We start from the raw sequence: 17,987 nt of genomic DNA, 5'->3' as shown, positions 1-17,987 counted from the left end.
ACAAGGATTTTGTTTTTACAAGATGATTATTCAATATTAATCTTTCTGGATTTATTAACTCCTGGTTCAGATTTTGGCAGATTGATTTTTAATACTCCATCTTTAAATGATGCTTTTATTTGGTCTTCCTTAACATTATCTATATAAAAACATCTCTTAAATTCTCCATATCTTCTTTCACGTCTAAGATAATTATCTTTGTTATCTTCGAAGTTATCTTCACGTTTTGAACCAACTGTTAAATAATTATCTTTATATTCAACATTTATTGAATCTTTATTTACTCCAGGTAAATCAGCTTCAATCATATAAGAATCTTCATTTTCCTTTAAATCTACCTTAAAACCATTACCCATACCTGTAAAACCTACAGGAGCTAGAAAATCATCGCCAAAGAAGTTATTCATAAACTCATCAAAATAATCACCTCTTGATAATGAATTATTATTTCTTCTAAAAGGTACTAAATCAAACATATATATAACCTCCCATAAATCATATATTTTGTTTTGATAAAGATTTTTAAGTTCTTTTTATCTTTATCTTTATTACATATACATAGTAATATAAAGGTCAAAGAAAGTCAAAGTCTATAGGAAGAAGATATTAGACGAAAGATGAAGATAAAATATGATACTATGCTATAAATTATTCTAAACAATTTATTTAATAATAAACTGGAAAATAAAGAGGATTTTTATTATTTCAATTAATACAAGTCATGTTCACTTTTCAACTTTTCACTTAAGGCTTGAATTTCATATGTTTAGGGAATATAATTAAGAGGTAAATCTTATAAAAGAGTAAATAATATATTGATTTATTGTCTTAGTTATGGATATTTTGGTAAGAATAGTCATGCTCCCGTAGCGCAGCTGGTAGCGCAACTGATTCGTAATCAGTAGGCCACAGGTTCGAATCCTGCCGGGAGCACCAATAAATAAGCAAGTGAAAGGATTCAAACTGTTATAGTTTGAGTACTTTCACTTTTTTTGTTTCTTATGGTATGTTTGATCTGGATTATATAACAAGCAGATAAATAATAATTAATGTTATCATTGGAAACTAAAAGTAGCATAAATGCAACTGCGGCCTGTTGGTAATTTGGCTTGGGATGCGCTATTCTAAATGTAAGAAAGAAGGTGCAAAACAATGAATTTTTCTGAAAAACTCCAGTTGATTCGCAAAAGCAAAGGACTTACTCAGGAAGAACTTGCAGATATGCTGTATGTATCTCGTCAGGCAGTTGCAAAGTGGGAGTCGGGGCAGGCATATCCTGATATTGAAAATCTGATACGTTTGAGTGAAGTTTTTCTTGTAACCATTGATCATTTAGTAAAAGATGATGAATGTCAGAAAAAAATAGTTCAAGTACCTGCAAACCACTATAAAATTATTGAGTTTCTCATTACAGCTAAAAGAAAGACATACGCTGGTAAAGGAGCAGAAGTCGAAAGTTCAAGACCGCGTTCTCATGATTTTCAGTATAGGGATGGAGATCTATTGTACATTGATACATATCTTGGCGGCGAAATGTTTTCCGGTGAAGAGGCTGTATGGGTGAAGGATAATCCTGTTTATGCAATGAATTACAGCGGGAGAGTTTTAAGCGATGACTTCAGCGGAGATTTTCTAAAAGCAGCGCTATCTATGGTATCAGAAGAACTGCCTTTTCGCGGACCTAGATTGTTTCAAGATAAAAAGTTTCTTTATCGGTGCTCCGTCAATGGAACTTCAGATTGGTTTCAGGGATATGAGGAAATCTATTATTGTCAGAATAAAGTTTATGAGTGCTATTTCCATGGTGGTACTACAAAATAACTCATGGGAGATTTATTCAATACCTTCAATTTAGTCCAATTATTATTACTTGAAAATAGTTATCAACAATGTATTGTGGATAATGTTGATAACTTATACTATATATTGAATTATGAGTTTAAAGTTATGATAATAGATTTAAATAAATTAAAACCACCAATCAGTTAATTACTAATTGGTGGTTAAGCAAATTCTAACTCATCAGAAAAAATTGGTTCAACAGAAATATTTATCACCTGACCCTCTAGCATATTTTATAATACTTTTTAAAGTACTATAAAAGTTTATTGCAGATTACTGAATTACAAGTATATATCCTGTAGACACATAATTTTATTAAAATATTTACTACTAACTTTCTACGATATAATACTTGTATATTGATTTACATTACATTAACAATGGTTTTCAGCATTATATTAGATATTGTTATATGGTTAAGCATTAGCCAAATACACTATATTTGTGCTACCTATTAACTATATCCTGATATCATCAAATGCTTATAATTTACCTACTACTTTTTAATTTACATAACATAATATGAGTTAGGATCTGCTGGAAGAAACATTGTTTCTTCTTAATTGTATTCTATCATTAACTTAGAAATAAGTCAACTGAATATTCTAAAAATTAAAATATTTTTAATGACAGAATTGCATGATTAAATATGGGAGCAGATTTATGGGGCTTTATATGTATCTAAACTCCCAAACTGCAGATTTTTTATATTAAATTTAAACATGGCATGGCCAACAACATTTTCTATGGGGATACATCCTAAAAGTCTGCTGTCTTTACTAACACTTCTATTATCGCCTAAAACAAAAATACAATCGTCAGGCACATGTACTTCCATTTTGGGATCTGTTAAAGTATTAGGTTTTAAATAGCTTTCATTCAGCTTAATACCATTTATATAAACAAAATTATTTTTAATTTCAATAATGTCATTAGGGAGTCCGATGATTCTTTTTATATACAAAGTATTGTTATTTCTATAGGGCTTAAAAATAACAACTTCACCTCTTTTTAAATCATGTCTCATAGTGCTTATTTTTTCAACTATAATCCTATCATTAGATAAATTTGATTCATTCAATGTAGGATTCATTGATGTCCCTTCAACTTTAGGAACTGTAATTATTAATGAAACAATAATTGCAATGAGCAAAGTGATGACTAATTGAATTATATAGTATTTTAAGTTTTTCATAAATAACCTTCTCTTTGTAATAATTTACCATAGGACTATTATATTATATTTTGGGTTTAAAAAAAAGCACTTTTATATATAAAAAAGAGAAGTGATTATATTCTTTCACTGGATATTCCATTTAAATATATTAAAAGATAATTTATAAATGTAATTAAAGCTCCAAGTACAGACAGGTAGATTAAATATCTGCCTAAGGTTTTATTTACTGTTAAGGCAAATATAGATATATAAAACATTATTGTAGTTATTTTACCAAATTCATTTGAAGGTATTACTATATTCCTGTTATATAAAATAATCCCTGCAGCAACCATAGATAATTCCTTAACTGCAATAATTATTAAAATCCATAGTGGTATATATGATTTAATAACCAGACAGGTTAATACTGTAACCAGCATTAATTTATCTGCTAAAGGATCAATTACCATACCCCATTTTGTAATTAAATTATATTTTCTTGCAATATAACCATCTAATATATCGGTAAGGCCTGCACAAAGAAATATAATTACAGATATTATTAAGTTATTTTGAATGTTTGAAAAAAATACAAGCACAAAAACTGGAACTAAAAATAATCTAAAAAGTGTAAGTGCATTGGGTATATTCATTTAAATCACCCCGTTTTATTTTGTTTTTTTATAGTATTGCCTAAATTATAAGTATATATAAGTTTACCAATATAAATTATAAAACTCAATATATACGAATTATATAATAAATAAACAGAATAATATTCGGAATTTTATTGACTTAGTAACTTTGTTTTGATAACATATTGAAGGAGGGATGCGCTTTGAAAAAATATTATGATATAGTAATAATCGGTGCTGGTCCTGCTGGTATTTTTACAGCCCTTGAGGTTACAAAATTAAATCCTAAGCTTAGTGTTTTAATTGTTGATAAGGGAAGAAATATTGAAAAAAGAAGTTGTCCGGCCAGAACTACAGGTAAATGTGTAAATTGTAAGCCCTGCGGCATTACATTTGGATGGTCCGGAGCAGGTGCGTTCTCAGATGGCAAATTGTCGCTAAGCCCTGAGGTAGGCGGAAGAATATTAGAGTACTACTCTGAAGATGAAGCTAAAAAGTTAATAAAATATTGTGATGATATATATCTTCAATTTGGGGCAAATAAAACTGTATATGGATTAAACAACGAAAATGTTGATAAAATAAAATATGAAGCAAGTAAGCACAATATACGCCTTATTGAATGTGCTGTGAGACACTTGGGAACAGAACTTGCTTATGAAGTTTTAAAAAAGATGTATCACCATCTAATGGATAATACAAATACTGAATTTTTCGAGTTAACTGAGGTTACAAATATAATAGTGGGAAATAACAAAGTCAAAGGTGTAGTTTTAAATAACAAACAGGGTGAAACTACAGTTGAAGCTAATTATGTTGTTGCAGCGCCAGGCAGAGGCGGAGCAGAATGGTTAGCAGATGAGGCAAAAAAGCTAAAGCTTTTAACCACCAATAATGCAGTAGATATTGGGGTGAGAGTTGAAGTCCCAAATTCAATTATGGATCATTTAACTAAAGATTTATATGAAGCAAAACTGGTTTATTATTCGGATACTTTTGATAACAAAGTAAGGACATTTTGTATGAACCCTGGCGGAGTTGTTTCAGAAGAACACTACGATGGGGAAATAGCTGTGGTTAATGGACATAGTTATTCTGAAAAAGAGCTGAGAACAAATAATACTAATTTTGCAATGCTGGTTTCTACTACATTTACTGAGCCTTTTAATCAGCCAATTGATTATGGTAAATATATAGCTAAGCTTGGAAATATGCTTACAGGTGGACCTATTATGGTGCAAAGATTAGGAGATTTATTAAATGGAAGGAGAACAGATGCAGCAAGACTTAAAAAATCAACTACAATACCTACACTTAAGTCAGCAGTTCCGGGAGATTTAAGTTTTGTGCTTCCTCAAAGACATCTGACTTCCATAGTAGAGGCACTTAAGGCTTTTGATAAAATAGCTCCTGGCCTTTATAGCAAGAATACTTTATTATATGGTGTTGAGGTTAAGTTCTATTCTAGTAAGTTCCACACCAATAAGGAATTTGAAACACCTATAAGTAATTTTTATACTATAGGAGATGGTGCCGGTATAACCAGAGGATTAATGCAGGCATCTGTAACTGGTGTTGTAGTGGCTAGAAGCATAAATAAAAAGGAAAGCTGATAATAATTAAAATTTTAGTGCATAATGTGAAAAAAGGTTTAACTAACGAAAGTGAGGAATGAATCATGTCATCATTAATAGTATTAGGAGCTCAATGGGGCGACGAAGGTAAAGGTAAAATGACTGATTACCTGGCAGAAAATGCCGATGTAGTTGTCAGATTTCAAGGTGGTAATAATGCTGGTCATACAGTTGAAGTAGGAGATAAACAATATAAGCTTCATTTGGTACCATCAGGTATATTGTATAAGGATAAGCTGAATATATTAGGAAATGGTGTAGTATTAGATCCTAAAGCTTTATTTGAAGAGATAAAATACTTACAGGGTCTTGGAGTATCCGTTACTCCGGAAAACTTAATAATAAGTGACAGAGCTCAATTGATAATGCCATATCACAAAGTTATGGATGGTATAAAGGAAAGAGCAAGAGGAAAAAGAGATATAGGAACTACCGGTAAGGGAATAGGACCATGCTATACAGATAAAATGGAGAGAAGCGGAATTAGAGTATGCGACTTAATGCATAAAGAAGTATTTAAGGAAAAGCTTTCTATAAACATTGAAGATAAAAATAATATTATATGCAAGGTGTACAATGAAGAACCTTTAAGTTTTGATAAAATTTATAATGATTATATGGAATATGCTGATATGCTAAGGCCTTTTGTTAAGGACTCATCAGTAATAGTTTATAATAAAATAAAAGAAAATAAAAAGGTATTATTTGAAGGCGCCCAGGGAACTCTATTAGATATAGACTATGGCACTTATCCCTATGTTACATCATCAAGCACCATAGCAGGTGGAGTATGCATAGGAGCTGGTATAGGACCAACAATGGTTACAAATGCTGTTGGTATTGCAAAGGCATATACTACAAGAGTAGGAAAGGGACCTTTTGTTACTGAACTTTTAGATGAAACTGGTGATTGGATAAGAGAAAAAGGACATGAATTTGGAGTAACAACAGGAAGAGCAAGAAGATGCGGATGGCTTGACCTTGTTATTTTAAAGACTTCAGCAAGAGTGTCTGGATTAACAAGTTTTGCTGTTACTAAAATAGATACCTTAGCAGGTCTTGATAAGATAAAGGTATGTGTTGGATACAAATTTAAGGGTCAGATAATTGATTATGTTCCAGCTAGTCTTGAAGATATAGCTTTATGCGAACCCGTTTTTGAAGAATTTCAGGGATGGGATGAAAGTATACTTAATGCAAGAAGCTTTGATGAGCTTCCAGATAACGCCAAAAAATATATTAAAAAGATAGAGGAATTTACAGGAACCAGAGTATCAATAGTTTCAGTGGGCCCAAGAAGAGATCAGACAATGAAGATATCAAAATTATAGATTTCTATTTTGGTACTAAGAATGGAAAAAGTGCCTACTTGAATTAATGGATAAATGATGTATAATTATAATACATTCATTTTGTTAATAAAAGAGAGGTTGATAATATGAAAATTACCAAGGAAATGACAATAGGTGAAATAGTGAGAAATTTCCCTAATTCAGCTGAAACTCTAATGGAATTTGGAATGGGATGCATAGGATGTCCAGCTTCACAGGCTGAAACATTAGAAGAAGCTGCTATGGTACATGGAATGAATATAGAGGAATTACTACAGGCATTAAATAAGTAATTCCACGCTATAGATAAAAACAGAACGTATATGTTCTGTTTTTATTATTTTTTTGTAAACAAATTCTAATTTCATTTAGATTGCTTAGTATATTTGATATTATATTACTATACGTTGATTTACTTTAAAATCTATTTAGGGGGGTATAAAATGAGCGGTAAAGTAACAACTAAGGAATATGAGATACATTATTATGAAATCGATTATAAAAAGAGACTTTTACTTACAAGTTTAATGAATTTCTTCAATGATATAGTAAATCATCAAAGTGAAGATTTTAATGTTGGTATTGATTATATGGCAGAACGCAAGAAAACATGGGTATTATATAAATGGAGCATAAATATAAAAAGGTATCCTCTTCTGGAAGAAATAATAAGAATAAAAACTGTTCCAAGTTCATTTAATAAGTTTTTTGGTTATAGAAAATATGAGGTATATGATTCAAAGGACGATTTAATTATGACTGCTGATTCAGTCTGGTTTTTAATTGACATTGAAAAAAGAAAACCCATTAGAATTTCAGATGATATGTATTTGGCTTATGGCATTTCAAAAGATGACAATGCAGATGTAAAAATTAAAAAAATAAAGTCACCGGAACAAACACAATATGAAAAGACATTTAATGTCAGATACAGCGATATTGATACAAATAAGCATGTAAATAATGTTAATTATGTGGCCTGGGCATTGGAAACCGTACCAAAGGAAATCGTATTGGACCATTCTTTAAACAATATAATAGTTACATACGAAAAAGAGACAACCTATGGAGATATTGTAAAGTCAAAGGTACAGGTTATAGATAACCAGGATGGAACTATTTTATGCAAACATAAAATAGAAGGCAATAATGGTACTGAGCTAACCATAATGGAAACAAATTGGACAAGTAATAAATAAAGGGGGGTCATATAAATTGACCTCTTTATTTATTACAGGCAGATTTTGCTGCAGCAAATCCTGAGCTCCATGCCCATTGAAGATTAAATCCACCGCAGTCTCCATCCACGTCCAGAACTTCACCACAAAAAAATAAGTTTTTCACAATATTAGATTCCAAAGTGGAACTGTTAACCTGTTTAGTATTAACACCGCCAGCTGTTATCTGAGCATTACTAAAGGAATTAGTGTCTGTAACTTGAAATTCCCAATGCTTTAGCAATGTAATAATTTTAGACTTCTCCTGCCATGTTAAATCCATACAAGGCTTATGAATATCAGAAACCCCAGCCTGCTTTAAAAGAATGGGGATTATTTTTTTATTTATTATACCTATAAAGGAATCCATTACAGATCTGTAGCTGAATATACCAAAATGGTTATATAAATAATCTTTGAGATTTTCATCTGATAGATTTGGTATTAAGTCCAGTTTTATTGTAACATGACTTTTATTAAATACTCCCAAAGAGGCAATTCTGCTCAATTGAAGAATAGGGGGACCTGATATGCCGTAGTCAGTAAAAAGGATTTCTCCAAAATCCTTACCTTTTAGGTTATTATCTATGTATATTTCTACAAATCCGTTAAATTTAACACCTGACAGTGCTTTTAAATGGTCATAATTTAATTTTAACTGAACCAGGGCTGGTATTGGAGTAATAATTTCGTGTCCTAACTTTTTAGCAAGTCTATATCCAGAGCCATTGGAGCCGGTATTTGATGCTGAGGTTCCTCCTGAAGCTAAAATAACCTTTTCACAGGTGAATTCTTCATTAGAATTTGTTATTATTTTAAAACCTTTGCTTAACTTTTCTATCTCAATTACATTTGTATTTAAATATATAGGAATTGATCTTTCATCTAATGAAAATCTAAGTATATCAATTACAGATGATGCTTGTAAGCTCATAGGATACATTTTGCCGTCATCAAGTGTGGTTAGAGGTAATCCTAAGCCTTCAAAAAATTCCTTCGTGTCGCGGCAGTTAAAGGCCTCTAAAACAGGTATGAAAAAATCTTTGTTATGGCTATGGTATCTGGACGGTTTGGTGTTAATATTGGAAATGTTACACCTGCCATTCCCTGTAATTAAAAGTTTTTTGCCAATTCTGTTTTGTCCCTCAATAATAGCTGCGTCTTCCCCAAAGTCCTTGCAGGTAATTGCTGCCATTATTCCAGAAGCTCCGGCACCAATAATGATAATTTTATGGAACAAATTTATACACCACCTTATTCAGTTGAAAGTTAAGAGTTATGAGTTAAGAGTTAAAAGTTAAGAGTTATAAGTTATGAGTTATAAGTTAAAAGTTTACAAGTAAGTTATACTGTATTTTAACATATAATACTATTAATTTATAGTGAATTTCCAACTATATACTTTGTAAAGTATATATCAATTAAAGGATATAATTAAAATAAAATTAAATAAGGGAATAAGCTTAGCATTTTACTCAGTTATTATAAAGCTTATTGAAGATAAAATAGGTGAAAAGATTACATCTATAGATGTATTAGAAGATGATTTTGAATTTATAAAAAAAGGAATCTGGAGGAAAAAAATATTCATAATGATAAATGAAAGTATTCCTCTTGGAATTTTTGCAAATGGTACAAAGTTTGGTAAGAATTTTAACGTAACCATAAAGGATGTAGATTTAAGTGAGTTTATTGACAGCTGCTTATTGTTCATAGATGAAGCTGATAAAAAGATTAAAGAGCAGCAAAGTAATATAAATATATATAAAAAAGCACTGAGAAATGTCTGTAGTGTCATAGGTGGCAATAAGCAGGATATACTATTATTATCCAATTAATTATGGGGCTGTCGCATTAGCATAAAAAAATATGCTAACGCGGCAGCATTTTTTTTGTGTTTTATAGAAAATTTAATGATATTTTAGTCCCCAATGAGCTTGATAATTAAAAAAAGACGCACTTTAATAAGCCTTTCATATTAAGGCTTTTTTTGATTTGCAGAGTTTTTAAAATTTTAAAGTTTGATAATTATGCACCTTTTTTAAGTGGAAAAAGATGCGTTTCAGTTCTATCTAACTGAATTTTATTATGTAGCTTATTTATATTATGTGCCATTGCTAACAAAATACTTTCTGCCAAAACATTCTTTTTACCTTTGCATAGATATCTACGAAATCCCATATCCTGTTTTATCTCTCCAAAAGAGCCTTCGGCTTGAATACTTCGATTCATTCTCAACTCGCAACCATCATCACTTATAATTCTTTCAAGATCCTCTTTGCGAAGCATGTTGAATAGTTTTGAAGTCTCAAGATTTTTAACCCTTTCTTCTAATGGCGTTTTACAGTTATGTCCTCTTATGCATTTACTCTTGTAAACACAGTTACTGCAGTCCTCACAAGTATAGATTGTTTTTTCACTTATATAGCCAGTCTTACTTTTCCTTTTTACTATTTTATTTACTGTTAGTTTCTTATTATTTTTGCAAGTATAATAATCGCCCAATTCAGTATAATCCATGTTTTCTATTCTGCTTATATCATGTTTATATTTTCTTGTTTTTGATATTTCATAATTTGCTGGTTTAATATATGATAGCTGTCCATTTTCTTTGATATAAAGATAATTTTCTTCACTCTCGTAACCTGAATCCGCATCAATTTTAAAATACTTAAAGTACAAGGAATTCTCCATGCTTTTTATAAATGGAATCAATGTTGTTGTGTCCCCAGGCTTATCGCAAACAGTAACCCATACTATATATTGGGAATCTACTCCATTCTGAACATTGTAACCTGGTTTTAACTGACCATTTTTCATAGCATCCTCTTTCATCCTCATAAAGGTTGCATCTTTATCTGTCTTGGAATAGCTATTACGTTTACCGCAGGTATGGATTTTCTGTGTATATTCTTTTAACTTTCTAAGGTATTCCTCAAGTTTTTCAATAGAACGTTGAATAGGAGTTTTCCTTTTACCACATCCATGTACAAATTCAATATTTTCTTCCTTTTTCAAGGCGTAAAGCTTTTTGCGTAGCTTTTTTACATGTTTCATTTTTACTTTGTTTTCGTATACAAGCTTTATTCCATACAATTTCTCACATTCGGCTACAAAATCAGCTAATTTAGAAAGTAATCTCTCCAGGTTTTTTGAAACTGCTTTTTTCCAGACGAAAGTATACTTGTTAGCACATGCCTCTATCTTTGTACCATCAATAAATATAGTATCTCCTGATATTTCTCCAATCTCATAAAGAAAATTTGACATTTCAGCCATTATTGTTTCTGAGCACGGGGCAAAATGAATACTACGAAATCTTGCAAAAGTAGAATGATCTGGTGCTGGTGAACCTTCTAAAAGGTACATGAAATTTACATCTCTTTTGCAGGATAGCTCCATTGCTCTTGATGAATAATTATGATTCATATAGGAGTAAAGTACAATCTTCAGCATCTGACGTGGCGTAGCCTGATTTTCCCTTATTCGGGAATAAGTCGAATATAAATCTGTTAAATCCATCTCCTCTACAAATTGACTTAGCAAACGCACTGAATCATTATTGGGAATCATGTACTCAATATTTAATGGAAGTTTTAATTGATAATTTCCACGATATAAAGTATAATTTTTGTGTGAATTAATGTATTTTCTCATATGTTAATTTTACTATAAATCTTTCACTCTTTCGAGTGGAAGATTTATTTTTATGTAAAAAAGCTGCCGCACCAATTATTTTAGTGCAACAGCCCCTATTGAGGAAAAATAAAATAGAATTAAATTAAAAGATAATTAGGAGGAGAATAATTATGGAAGCTTCGGAATTTCTGAATTTTAAAAACTGGGCAGTTGCCGGAGACATAACTAACCCTGAAAAATATGCACATAGAATATTTAAATCCCTTGAAAAAGCAGGTTTTAAAGCCTATGGGGTGAATCCAAGAGCAAATAATGATAATGTGTATAAATCACTAAAAGATATTTCACAAAAAGTTGATGTGGTTGATTTATGTATAAGCCCAAAGATAGGAATTGATATAATAAAACAGGCACATGATATTGGAATAAAGTATATTTTAATTCAGCCTGGTGCAGAAAGTGATAACATATTGTCATATTGTGAAGATAAAGGTATTATAGGAATTGAAGGATGTGCCCTGGTAGAACTTTCGAAATATAATAAATAGGATGGTGGATAAAAGTTGAAGATTTATGCCATATCAGATTCTATTGGTGAGACCGCTGATCAAGTTGCAAGAGCAGCGGCCAGTCAGTTCAGCGACGTGATTGAGGTTGAAAGAATAACATATGTAAATAGTTTTGAAGAAGTTAATAACTTTATAAAGAGAGTAGAAGATCCTAAAAATACAATGGTGGTTTCTACTATTGTATTAGTTGATGTAAGAGAATTTTTAGTCCAAAGATGTATTGAAAAGGGAATTCATATAACTAATATATTAGGACCATGCATTAGTATGGCAGCAAGAATTTTAAATAAGGTCCCGGATTATAAGCCAGGGGCAATATTGAGCATGGATGATCAGTACTATAAAAAGATTGAAGCTATGGAGTTTGCCATTCAATATGATGATAGTAAGGATCATTCGGGTATTAAAAATGCAGATGTAGTATTAATTGGGCTGTCAAGAACATCAAAGACACCCCTTTGCATGTATTTGGCTAATAAGGGTATAAAAGCACTAAACATTCCTTTAATGCCTGAGGTACCTGTTCCTGATGAATTATTTAATATTAATAGAAATAAAATAATAGGATTAACGATAGATCCAATTCAGTTGATGGAAATCAGAAAGCATAGGATTGATAAGCTGAGGGCAGCATCTCATGCAATTCAATATGCAAATGCAGAAAGGGTTTTGGATGAACTGGATTTTGCGGATAGACTTATGAGAAGGTTAGGGTGTAAGATTATAGATGTAACAAAGAGAGCAATAGAGGACACAGCTTTTATAATAATGGAGAGTATTGGACAGCAGTAATTAAATTGTCAGATAAGTTCCGTAAAGTATTGATAAATAAGGACCTTGGAGGTATTTATCACAAAAATAAATCAGAAAAACAAAAAAATATGTTGACACATTGGGAAATATTTTGTATTATAGTCTATGTCGGGTTGCGCAAACCTAATAACATATATATTATATGGCCTCTTGGTCAAGTGGTTAAGACACCACCCTTTCACGGTGGTAACAGGGGTTCAAGTCCCCTAGAGGTCACCAATATAATGTGGGCGCATAGCTCAGCTGGGAGAGCATCTGCCTTACAAGCAGAGGGTCACAGGTTCGAGCCCTGTTGTGCCCACCACATAATTACGGCCTAGTGGCTCAGTTGGTTAGAGTGTCGGCCTGTCACGCCGAAGGTCGAGGGTTCGAGTCCCTTCTAGGTCGCCATTTATATCGCTGGCATGGCTCAGTTGGTAGAGCAATTGATTTGTAATCAATAGGTCGCGGGTTCAAATCCTGCTGCCAGCACCATTAAATTTAATATGGCCTCTTGGTCAAGTGGTTAAGACACCACCCTTTCACGGTGGTAACAGGGGTTCAAGTCCCCTAGAGGTCACCATATAATGTGGGCGCATAGCTCAGCTGGGAGAGCATCTGCCTTACAAGCAGAGGGCCACAGGTTCGAGCCCTGTTGTGCCCACCACATAACTATGGCCTAGTGGCTCAGTTGGTTAGAGTGTCGGCCTGTCACGCCGAAGGTCGAGGGTTCGAGTCCCTTCTAGGTCGCCAAAAAAGCTGTAAGTTTTACTTACAGCTTTTTTATATTTTTTTGAATTCGTATGTCATCTCCATAAAATTTGCATAAATTAAAATTGCCTAAAAGCCTTGAGGATATTCTTTCAGAATAACTTTTTAAAATTTCCTCCAGGCTGTAATTTGTTGATACAATCATTTTCTTCCCCATTAAAAGTTTTTTATTAATTAAGTTAAATAATTCGGTTTTTGAAAATACACTGATTTGTTCAGAACCCAGATCATCTATGATTAACAAATCACAATCTAACAATAGATACTCCATCTGATCATCTTCGTTAAATTTTATATGTTTAAGATTTTGAATTAAGTCATCAGCTGTTCTGTAAACAACGAAATAACCTTTATCTAAAAGCTCTTTGGCAATACAATGAGATAGAAAGGTTTTTCCAGTGCCAGAGGTACCATAAAATAATAAATTTTCACTGTTTTCACTAAAGGAATTTATAAAGTCCCAGCTTTTCTGCAGAATTTTTTCAATGTTTTTTCTTGGGCTGTCAGGTTCACTTGAAATCCTGGATGCCGAAAAATATCTGAAATCAAAATTGCCAAAGTTGTTATTTTTAAGTAATGAGGACAAATCTGAATTTTTATAGTAAAGAGAAACTAATTTCTGTTTGAAACAGGAACATTTATCTGTGCCAATAAAGCCAGTATCCTTACACTTTGGACATCTATAATGAAGATCCAGATAATTCATGGGATATCCATTGCTGACTAATAATTCAGTTTTTCTCATTCTTAACTCAGTTATCTTATTTTTAAAATATTTAATCTTATCATCTTTATCTGGAATATTCTTTAACATAACTAGTGAAAGTTCTATGCTAAGTTTCCCAATTTGGTTTTCTATATTATATATGTCAGGAATCTTTTCTGATATTTCTTTTTTCCTGTCAGCCAGCAGCTTTTTTTCTTCATCTCTTATTAACTCATAGCTTTTTAAGATGTCTCCTTGATATCCTTTAATCATTATTATCCCATCCTAATAATTTTTTTTCTAATGCATTAAAATCATAGTCTCTTTGTTCATAGTTATTAAATGAATCTTTTGGAGAGTTATTATAATTAACAGCTTTTTTTCCTGATGATTTTTTATTATCCTTAACAGCAATATCCTGCAGTGTTTTTATTCCATCTTTAAACCAGCTTGTTAATATACCATCAATATATTTGAAATCGGCCTTGTTAATTCTCTGAAAGCATATGTCACAAGCCTTAAAAATTATTTCTGTAGGGAAGTTATATATTGTAAGCCATTTAGTTAATAAATCTTCCTGAGGCTTCATAACTTCTCCGTCCTTTATCCCAAGGTACCCTAATATTTTTCTTATAGATACCCACTTATCCTCATGCTTCTTAATATAAATCTGAGCTTCTTCAACAGTTTTAATTTTAGCATCGAACCAGGCTATGGCTATTTTCTCTATGTATCTCCAGTCAGTCTTACCTTTAGATGCACAATACTGAACTAATAAAAGAATGATTTCCGGAGAAAAGCCATAATCTTTTGACCAGCCTATATACATAGACATTTCCTTTGAGGAAAGTGGTCTCCCGATGAGCTTTTCCACATCCTGCAGCATATCCTTTACTGAATTATTATCTAATTCTTTCAGAAGATCTATACTATCATTTTTTTCTGGCATTAAGCTGTCTAAATCCAGAAATTTTATTGAGAAGTTACCCATATTGTCTACTGGAACAATTTCAACAACACCTTCATCCCCCCAGTAATTCCATGCATTAATTACATCTGTTTCAAGTAAATGCAGGGTAGATGACATTATTACGGAACTAACACCAAGTTCCCCAGACATACAGTATTTCAGGCCTAAAAGATAAACTTTTACATATTCTCCTCTGGCCTTTGGCATAAATTTATCTATAAAAACATTACTAACAGGGGTATAGCTAAATGTATTATTTTTAAAAACATAAGTACTCATAAATTAACATTGTCACGTAAAACTTTATAATGTAAATGTTTTACGTAACCCCTCCTTTTCCATTTCTTAATTTATACTATAGCAGTATCAACAACTATTAATTATATCAAAATAAGTATAGTATCTCAATGTTAGTGCCATATGAGATTTTATAATAAAAGTTGTATTTTTTGGCATATTTAGAGCAAAATATTAGCTATGACAAAAAAATTACTGAAGGGAATGTTGATTTTGTATAAAAAGATTGATATTAAAAAAATTATATGCATAGCAGCATTATTTATAGCAGGTACTGTTTGTGCTAAAGAATATATTTCATTAAAACCAAATGCCTGGAAGGTCTATTTGGAAAATACTCCAATTGCATATGTTAAAGATAAAGAAGATTTTAATAGAATAAATGAAGAAGTCAAGTCTCAGTTAATGAATGAACATAAAGGAATAAATATAAATGAAGAGATAAAGTTCCAGCAGGTTAAAATTGATTACAAGTTGTTAAGCCATACGGAATTTATGAAAAATTCAATAAAAAACAATATAAAGATAGAAGTTCCGGCTGTTATCATGAAAACTGACGGAAAGATAATTGGATACTTAAATAATCAGGAAGAAATAGTAAAGGTACTGGATAAGGTAAAAGATTATTATATAAATAAAAATAACATAAAACAGCTGGAAGGATATAAATTAAATAATAAAATTACTTATGCAAAAGTTAATGCAGATATATCTAAAATATCAACTATAGATGCTTTATCTGAGAAGATCATACTTAGTGATAAAAACAATGAAGCATTAGTCTGCTTTAATGTAACAGGAGTAAAAAATGGAGCAGAACTATCAAGAGCTTCACAGAAGGTAACGCTATTTACGCCGGCCTTAGGAACAATAACATCAAATTTCGGTATGAGATGGGGAAAACAGCATAAGGGAATAGATATTGGAGCAGCAATGGGAGATCCTATTTATGCTGCCTGGGATGGTAAAGTCATAGCTGCACATTATGAAGAAGGTTATGGAAATGTAATTAAAATTCAGCATAGTAATGGCATAGAAACAGTGTATGGACATTGCAGCCTTATAGAAGTACGCACAAATGAATATGTAAAAAAAGGTGATAAAATAGGTCAAGTAGGCAGTACTGGTAACAGCACAGGACCACATTTACATTTTGAAGTAATAGTAAATGGCCAGCCGGAGAACCCGTTAAAATATTTAAGTATTGGGATGTAATGTAAAAGAAATTTAAAAATATGTTGACTTTATTTTACTGCTAATATATACTTTGATTATCAAAATGTTTGAGTATCAAAACAGTGTAAGGAGAGGATCGTATGAATTTACCTCCTTTAGTAATAGGAGATTTGATTGCTAGTGTACCTATAATACAGGGTGGAATGGGAGTAGGCATTTCAGGCTATAAGTTGGCTTCTGCAGTTGCAAATGAAGGTGCAGTTGGTATAATCTCAGGGGCGCAGATAGGATATAGGGAGCCTGATTTCATTACAAATACAAAAGAGGCAAATATAAGAGCATTGAGAAAAGAAATCAGGAAGGCAAAGGAAATAAGCCCAAATGGAATAATTGGGGTTAATTTAATGGTTGCTACAAATAATTATGGTGAAATGGTAAAGGCATGTATTGAGGAAAATGCAGACCTGATAATTTCAGGAGCAGGATTGCCATTATTACTTCCAAAGTTTGCTTTAGGAAGCAATATAAAAATCGCCCCAATAGTTTCATCTGGTAAGGCAGCATCTATTATTTGTAAAATGTGGAAGAGACATAACAGATGCCCGGATTTAATTGTAGTAGAAGGCCCAGAAGCAGGTGGACACTTAGGATTTCACAGAGAAGATTTAAATAATCCTATGAGTTTAGATGATATTGTAACTGAGGTAATAAATGAAGTTAAAGTATTTGAAGAATTTTATAATAAAAAAATTCCTGTGGTTGCAGCAGGCGGGGTTTATGACGGCAGAGATATAGCGAGACTGATTAAACTAGGGGCAAGCGGAGTTCAGATGGCTACAAGATTTGTGGCCACATTTGAGTGTGATGCCGATATTAAATATAAGGAAGAATATATAAAATGTAAAAAAGAAGATATAGAAATTATAATAAGTCCTGTGGGTATGCCTGGAAGAGCAATAAGAAACGATTTTATTAAACGAGTTGAACAGGGAAGGATTCCACCGGATAAATGTTTCCAGTGTCTTAAAAAATGTAATCCAAAGGAAACACCATACTGTATAACAAGGGCCCTTGTGGATGCAGTTAATGGAAATGTCGATAATGCCCTGATTTTTACTGGCAGCAATGCATATAGGATAGATAAAATTGTCAGTGTTAAGAACCTCATAGATGAATTAAAAAATGATGCTGCGAAAAATTTGAATTAGGTGACTATTTCATACAGGTTATGTTTGGAACAGTCAAAGAG

Annotated in this window: 17 protein-coding genes and 8 tRNA genes; 18 read left to right on the top strand and 7 right to left on the bottom strand. The window is 31.9% G+C overall.

What is annotated here, in order from left to right; genetic code table 11:
• Positions 1–26: 26 nt before the first annotated feature.
• Positions 27–476, bottom strand: a complete 450-nt coding sequence (gene hsp18, locus EQM05_RS15455; protein WP_128750958.1) for a heat shock protein Hsp18 — start codon at positions 474–476, stop codon at positions 27–29.
• Between the two features lie 384 nt (positions 477–860).
• On the opposite strand from hsp18, the gene EQM05_RS15450 reads away from it, so the two are divergent.
• Both EQM05_RS15450 and EQM05_RS15445 read left to right on the top strand, forming a co-directional pair.
• Positions 861–936 (top strand) — tRNA-Thr (locus EQM05_RS15450).
• A 216-nt stretch (positions 937–1,152) separates the two neighbouring features.
• Positions 1,153–1,821, top strand: coding sequence for a DUF5680 domain-containing protein (locus tag EQM05_RS15445; RefSeq protein WP_128750957.1), 669 nt, complete (start codon positions 1,153–1,155; stop codon positions 1,819–1,821).
• Between the two features lie 682 nt (positions 1,822–2,503).
• Here the strand turns inward: EQM05_RS15445 and lepB are convergent.
• Positions 2,504–3,037 (bottom strand): signal peptidase I, encoded by a 534-nt coding sequence (gene lepB, locus EQM05_RS15440; protein WP_128750956.1) that lies wholly within the window; start codon positions 3,035–3,037, stop codon positions 2,504–2,506.
• A 95-nt stretch (positions 3,038–3,132) separates the two neighbouring features.
• On the bottom strand, positions 3,133–3,654 hold the full coding sequence (pgsA, locus tag EQM05_RS15435) for a CDP-diacylglycerol--glycerol-3-phosphate 3-phosphatidyltransferase (RefSeq protein ID WP_128750955.1): 522 nt from the start codon (positions 3,652–3,654) through the stop codon (positions 3,133–3,135).
• A gap of 185 nt (positions 3,655–3,839) precedes the next feature.
• Between pgsA and EQM05_RS15430 the strand changes: the two genes are divergently transcribed.
• The 4 genes from EQM05_RS15430 (at position 3,840) to EQM05_RS15415 (ending at position 7,800) form a co-directional block, all read left to right on the top strand.
• Entirely contained in the window at positions 3,840–5,249 is a 1,410-nt protein-coding gene (locus tag EQM05_RS15430) for an FAD-dependent protein (RefSeq protein WP_128750954.1), read from the top strand.
• Positions 5,250–5,314: 65 nt separating this feature from the next.
• The gene (locus EQM05_RS15425) at positions 5,315–6,601 is read left to right on the top strand and encodes an adenylosuccinate synthase (protein ID WP_128750953.1); all 1,287 of its coding nucleotides are present in this window, start codon (positions 5,315–5,317) and stop codon (positions 6,599–6,601) included.
• Positions 6,602–6,708: 107 nt separating this feature from the next.
• Complete coding sequence (locus tag EQM05_RS15420) at positions 6,709–6,894, top strand: DUF1858 domain-containing protein (protein WP_128750952.1); 186 nt, start codon at positions 6,709–6,711, stop codon at positions 6,892–6,894.
• 150 nt (positions 6,895–7,044) lie between these two features.
• Entirely contained in the window at positions 7,045–7,800 is a 756-nt protein-coding gene (locus EQM05_RS15415) for an acyl-ACP thioesterase domain-containing protein (RefSeq protein WP_128750951.1), read from the top strand.
• A gap of 25 nt (positions 7,801–7,825) precedes the next feature.
• Here the strand turns inward: EQM05_RS15415 and EQM05_RS15410 are convergent, their stop codons facing one another.
• Positions 7,826–9,058, bottom strand: coding sequence for an NAD(P)/FAD-dependent oxidoreductase (locus tag EQM05_RS15410; protein ID WP_128750950.1), 1,233 nt, complete (start codon positions 9,056–9,058; stop codon positions 7,826–7,828).
• Positions 9,059–9,410: 352 nt separating this feature from the next.
• Here EQM05_RS15410 and EQM05_RS15405 point away from each other — a divergent pair, with 352 nt between their 5' ends.
• Complete coding sequence (locus EQM05_RS15405) at positions 9,411–9,656, top strand: hypothetical protein (RefSeq protein ID WP_128750949.1); 246 nt, start codon at positions 9,411–9,413, stop codon at positions 9,654–9,656.
• Between the two features lie 190 nt (positions 9,657–9,846).
• Here EQM05_RS15405 and EQM05_RS15400 read toward each other — a convergent pair whose 3' ends face one another.
• Complete coding sequence (locus EQM05_RS15400; RefSeq protein WP_128749912.1) at positions 9,847–11,475, bottom strand: IS1182 family transposase; 1,629 nt, start codon at positions 11,473–11,475, stop codon at positions 9,847–9,849.
• Between the two features lie 152 nt (positions 11,476–11,627).
• On the opposite strand from EQM05_RS15400, the gene EQM05_RS15395 reads away from it, so the two are divergent.
• From EQM05_RS15395 to EQM05_RS15355, 9 genes are all read left to right on the top strand, one after another.
• Positions 11,628–12,005: a CoA-binding protein gene (locus EQM05_RS15395; protein WP_128750948.1), complete on the top strand. Its 378-nt coding sequence runs from the start codon at positions 11,628–11,630 to the stop codon at positions 12,003–12,005.
• Between the two features lie 15 nt (positions 12,006–12,020).
• Complete coding sequence (locus EQM05_RS15390; protein WP_128750947.1) at positions 12,021–12,818, top strand: pyruvate, water dikinase regulatory protein; 798 nt, start codon at positions 12,021–12,023, stop codon at positions 12,816–12,818.
• A 165-nt stretch (positions 12,819–12,983) separates the two neighbouring features.
• Positions 12,984–13,058: transfer RNA gene (locus EQM05_RS15385), tRNA-Glu, on the top strand.
• Between the two features lie 9 nt (positions 13,059–13,067).
• A tRNA-Val gene (locus EQM05_RS15380) sits at positions 13,068–13,143 on the top strand.
• Positions 13,144–13,152: 9 nt separating this feature from the next.
• A tRNA-Asp gene (locus EQM05_RS15375) sits at positions 13,153–13,229 on the top strand.
• 8 nt (positions 13,230–13,237) lie between these two features.
• Positions 13,238–13,313: transfer RNA gene (locus EQM05_RS15370), tRNA-Thr, on the top strand.
• A gap of 13 nt (positions 13,314–13,326) precedes the next feature.
• Positions 13,327–13,401, top strand: a tRNA-Glu gene (locus tag EQM05_RS15365).
• Between the two features lie 8 nt (positions 13,402–13,409).
• Positions 13,410–13,485: transfer RNA gene (locus EQM05_RS15360), tRNA-Val, on the top strand.
• Positions 13,486–13,494: 9 nt separating this feature from the next.
• Positions 13,495–13,571 (top strand) — tRNA-Asp (locus EQM05_RS15355).
• A 19-nt stretch (positions 13,572–13,590) separates the two neighbouring features.
• Here the strand turns inward: EQM05_RS15355 and EQM05_RS15350 are convergent.
• Both EQM05_RS15350 and EQM05_RS15345 read right to left on the bottom strand, forming a co-directional pair.
• Positions 13,591–14,568 (bottom strand): ATP-binding protein, encoded by a 978-nt coding sequence (locus EQM05_RS15350; RefSeq protein WP_128750946.1) that lies wholly within the window; start codon positions 14,566–14,568, stop codon positions 13,591–13,593.
• Positions 14,561–15,544, bottom strand: coding sequence for a DnaD domain protein (locus EQM05_RS15345; RefSeq protein WP_128750945.1), 984 nt, complete (start codon positions 15,542–15,544; stop codon positions 14,561–14,563). Before EQM05_RS15345 ends, EQM05_RS15350 begins: the two co-directional genes overlap by 8 nt.
• A gap of 198 nt (positions 15,545–15,742) precedes the next feature.
• On the opposite strand from EQM05_RS15345, the gene EQM05_RS15340 reads away from it, so the two are divergent.
• Complete coding sequence (locus tag EQM05_RS15340) at positions 15,743–16,777, top strand: M23 family metallopeptidase (protein ID WP_128750944.1); 1,035 nt, start codon at positions 15,743–15,745, stop codon at positions 16,775–16,777.
• Positions 16,778–16,878: 101 nt separating this feature from the next.
• The gene (locus tag EQM05_RS15335) at positions 16,879–17,946 is read left to right on the top strand and encodes a nitronate monooxygenase family protein (protein ID WP_128750943.1); all 1,068 of its coding nucleotides are present in this window, start codon (positions 16,879–16,881) and stop codon (positions 17,944–17,946) included.
• The last annotated feature ends 41 nt before the right edge of the window (positions 17,947–17,987 follow it).

The sequence above is a fragment of the Clostridium sp. JN-9 genome (assembly GCF_004103695.1).
Lineage (GTDB): Bacteria > Bacillota > Clostridia > Clostridiales > Clostridiaceae > JN-9.
Note: the sequence above shows the minus strand (reverse complement) of the source record. Positions and strands in the feature narration are given on the sequence as shown.

Coding starts and splice junctions, on each gene's coding strand:
- hsp18 (WP_128750958.1), bottom strand. CDS start 476: ATGTTTGATTTAGTACCTTTTAGAAGAAATAATAATTCATTATCAAGA.
- EQM05_RS15445 (WP_128750957.1), top strand. CDS start 1,153: ATGAATTTTTCTGAAAAACTCCAGTTGATTCGCAAAAGCAAAGGACTT.
- lepB (WP_128750956.1), bottom strand. CDS start 3,037: ATGAAAAACTTAAAATACTATATAATTCAATTAGTCATCACTTTGCTC.
- pgsA (WP_128750955.1), bottom strand. CDS start 3,654: ATGAATATACCCAATGCACTTACACTTTTTAGATTATTTTTAGTTCCA.
- EQM05_RS15425 (WP_128750953.1), top strand. CDS start 5,315: ATGTCATCATTAATAGTATTAGGAGCTCAATGGGGCGACGAAGGTAAA.
- EQM05_RS15420 (WP_128750952.1), top strand. CDS start 6,709: ATGAAAATTACCAAGGAAATGACAATAGGTGAAATAGTGAGAAATTTC.
- EQM05_RS15415 (WP_128750951.1), top strand. CDS start 7,045: ATGAGCGGTAAAGTAACAACTAAGGAATATGAGATACATTATTATGAA.
- EQM05_RS15405 (WP_128750949.1), top strand. CDS start 9,411: ATGATAAATGAAAGTATTCCTCTTGGAATTTTTGCAAATGGTACAAAG.
- EQM05_RS15400 (WP_128749912.1), bottom strand. CDS start 11,475: ATGAGAAAATACATTAATTCACACAAAAATTATACTTTATATCGTGGA.
- EQM05_RS15395 (WP_128750948.1), top strand. CDS start 11,628: ATGGAAGCTTCGGAATTTCTGAATTTTAAAAACTGGGCAGTTGCCGGA.
- EQM05_RS15350 (WP_128750946.1), bottom strand. CDS start 14,568: ATGATTAAAGGATATCAAGGAGACATCTTAAAAAGCTATGAGTTAATA.
- EQM05_RS15345 (WP_128750945.1), bottom strand. CDS start 15,544: ATGAGTACTTATGTTTTTAAAAATAATACATTTAGCTATACCCCTGTT.
- EQM05_RS15340 (WP_128750944.1), top strand. CDS start 15,743: ATGACAAAAAAATTACTGAAGGGAATGTTGATTTTGTATAAAAAGATT.
- EQM05_RS15335 (WP_128750943.1), top strand. CDS start 16,879: ATGAATTTACCTCCTTTAGTAATAGGAGATTTGATTGCTAGTGTACCT.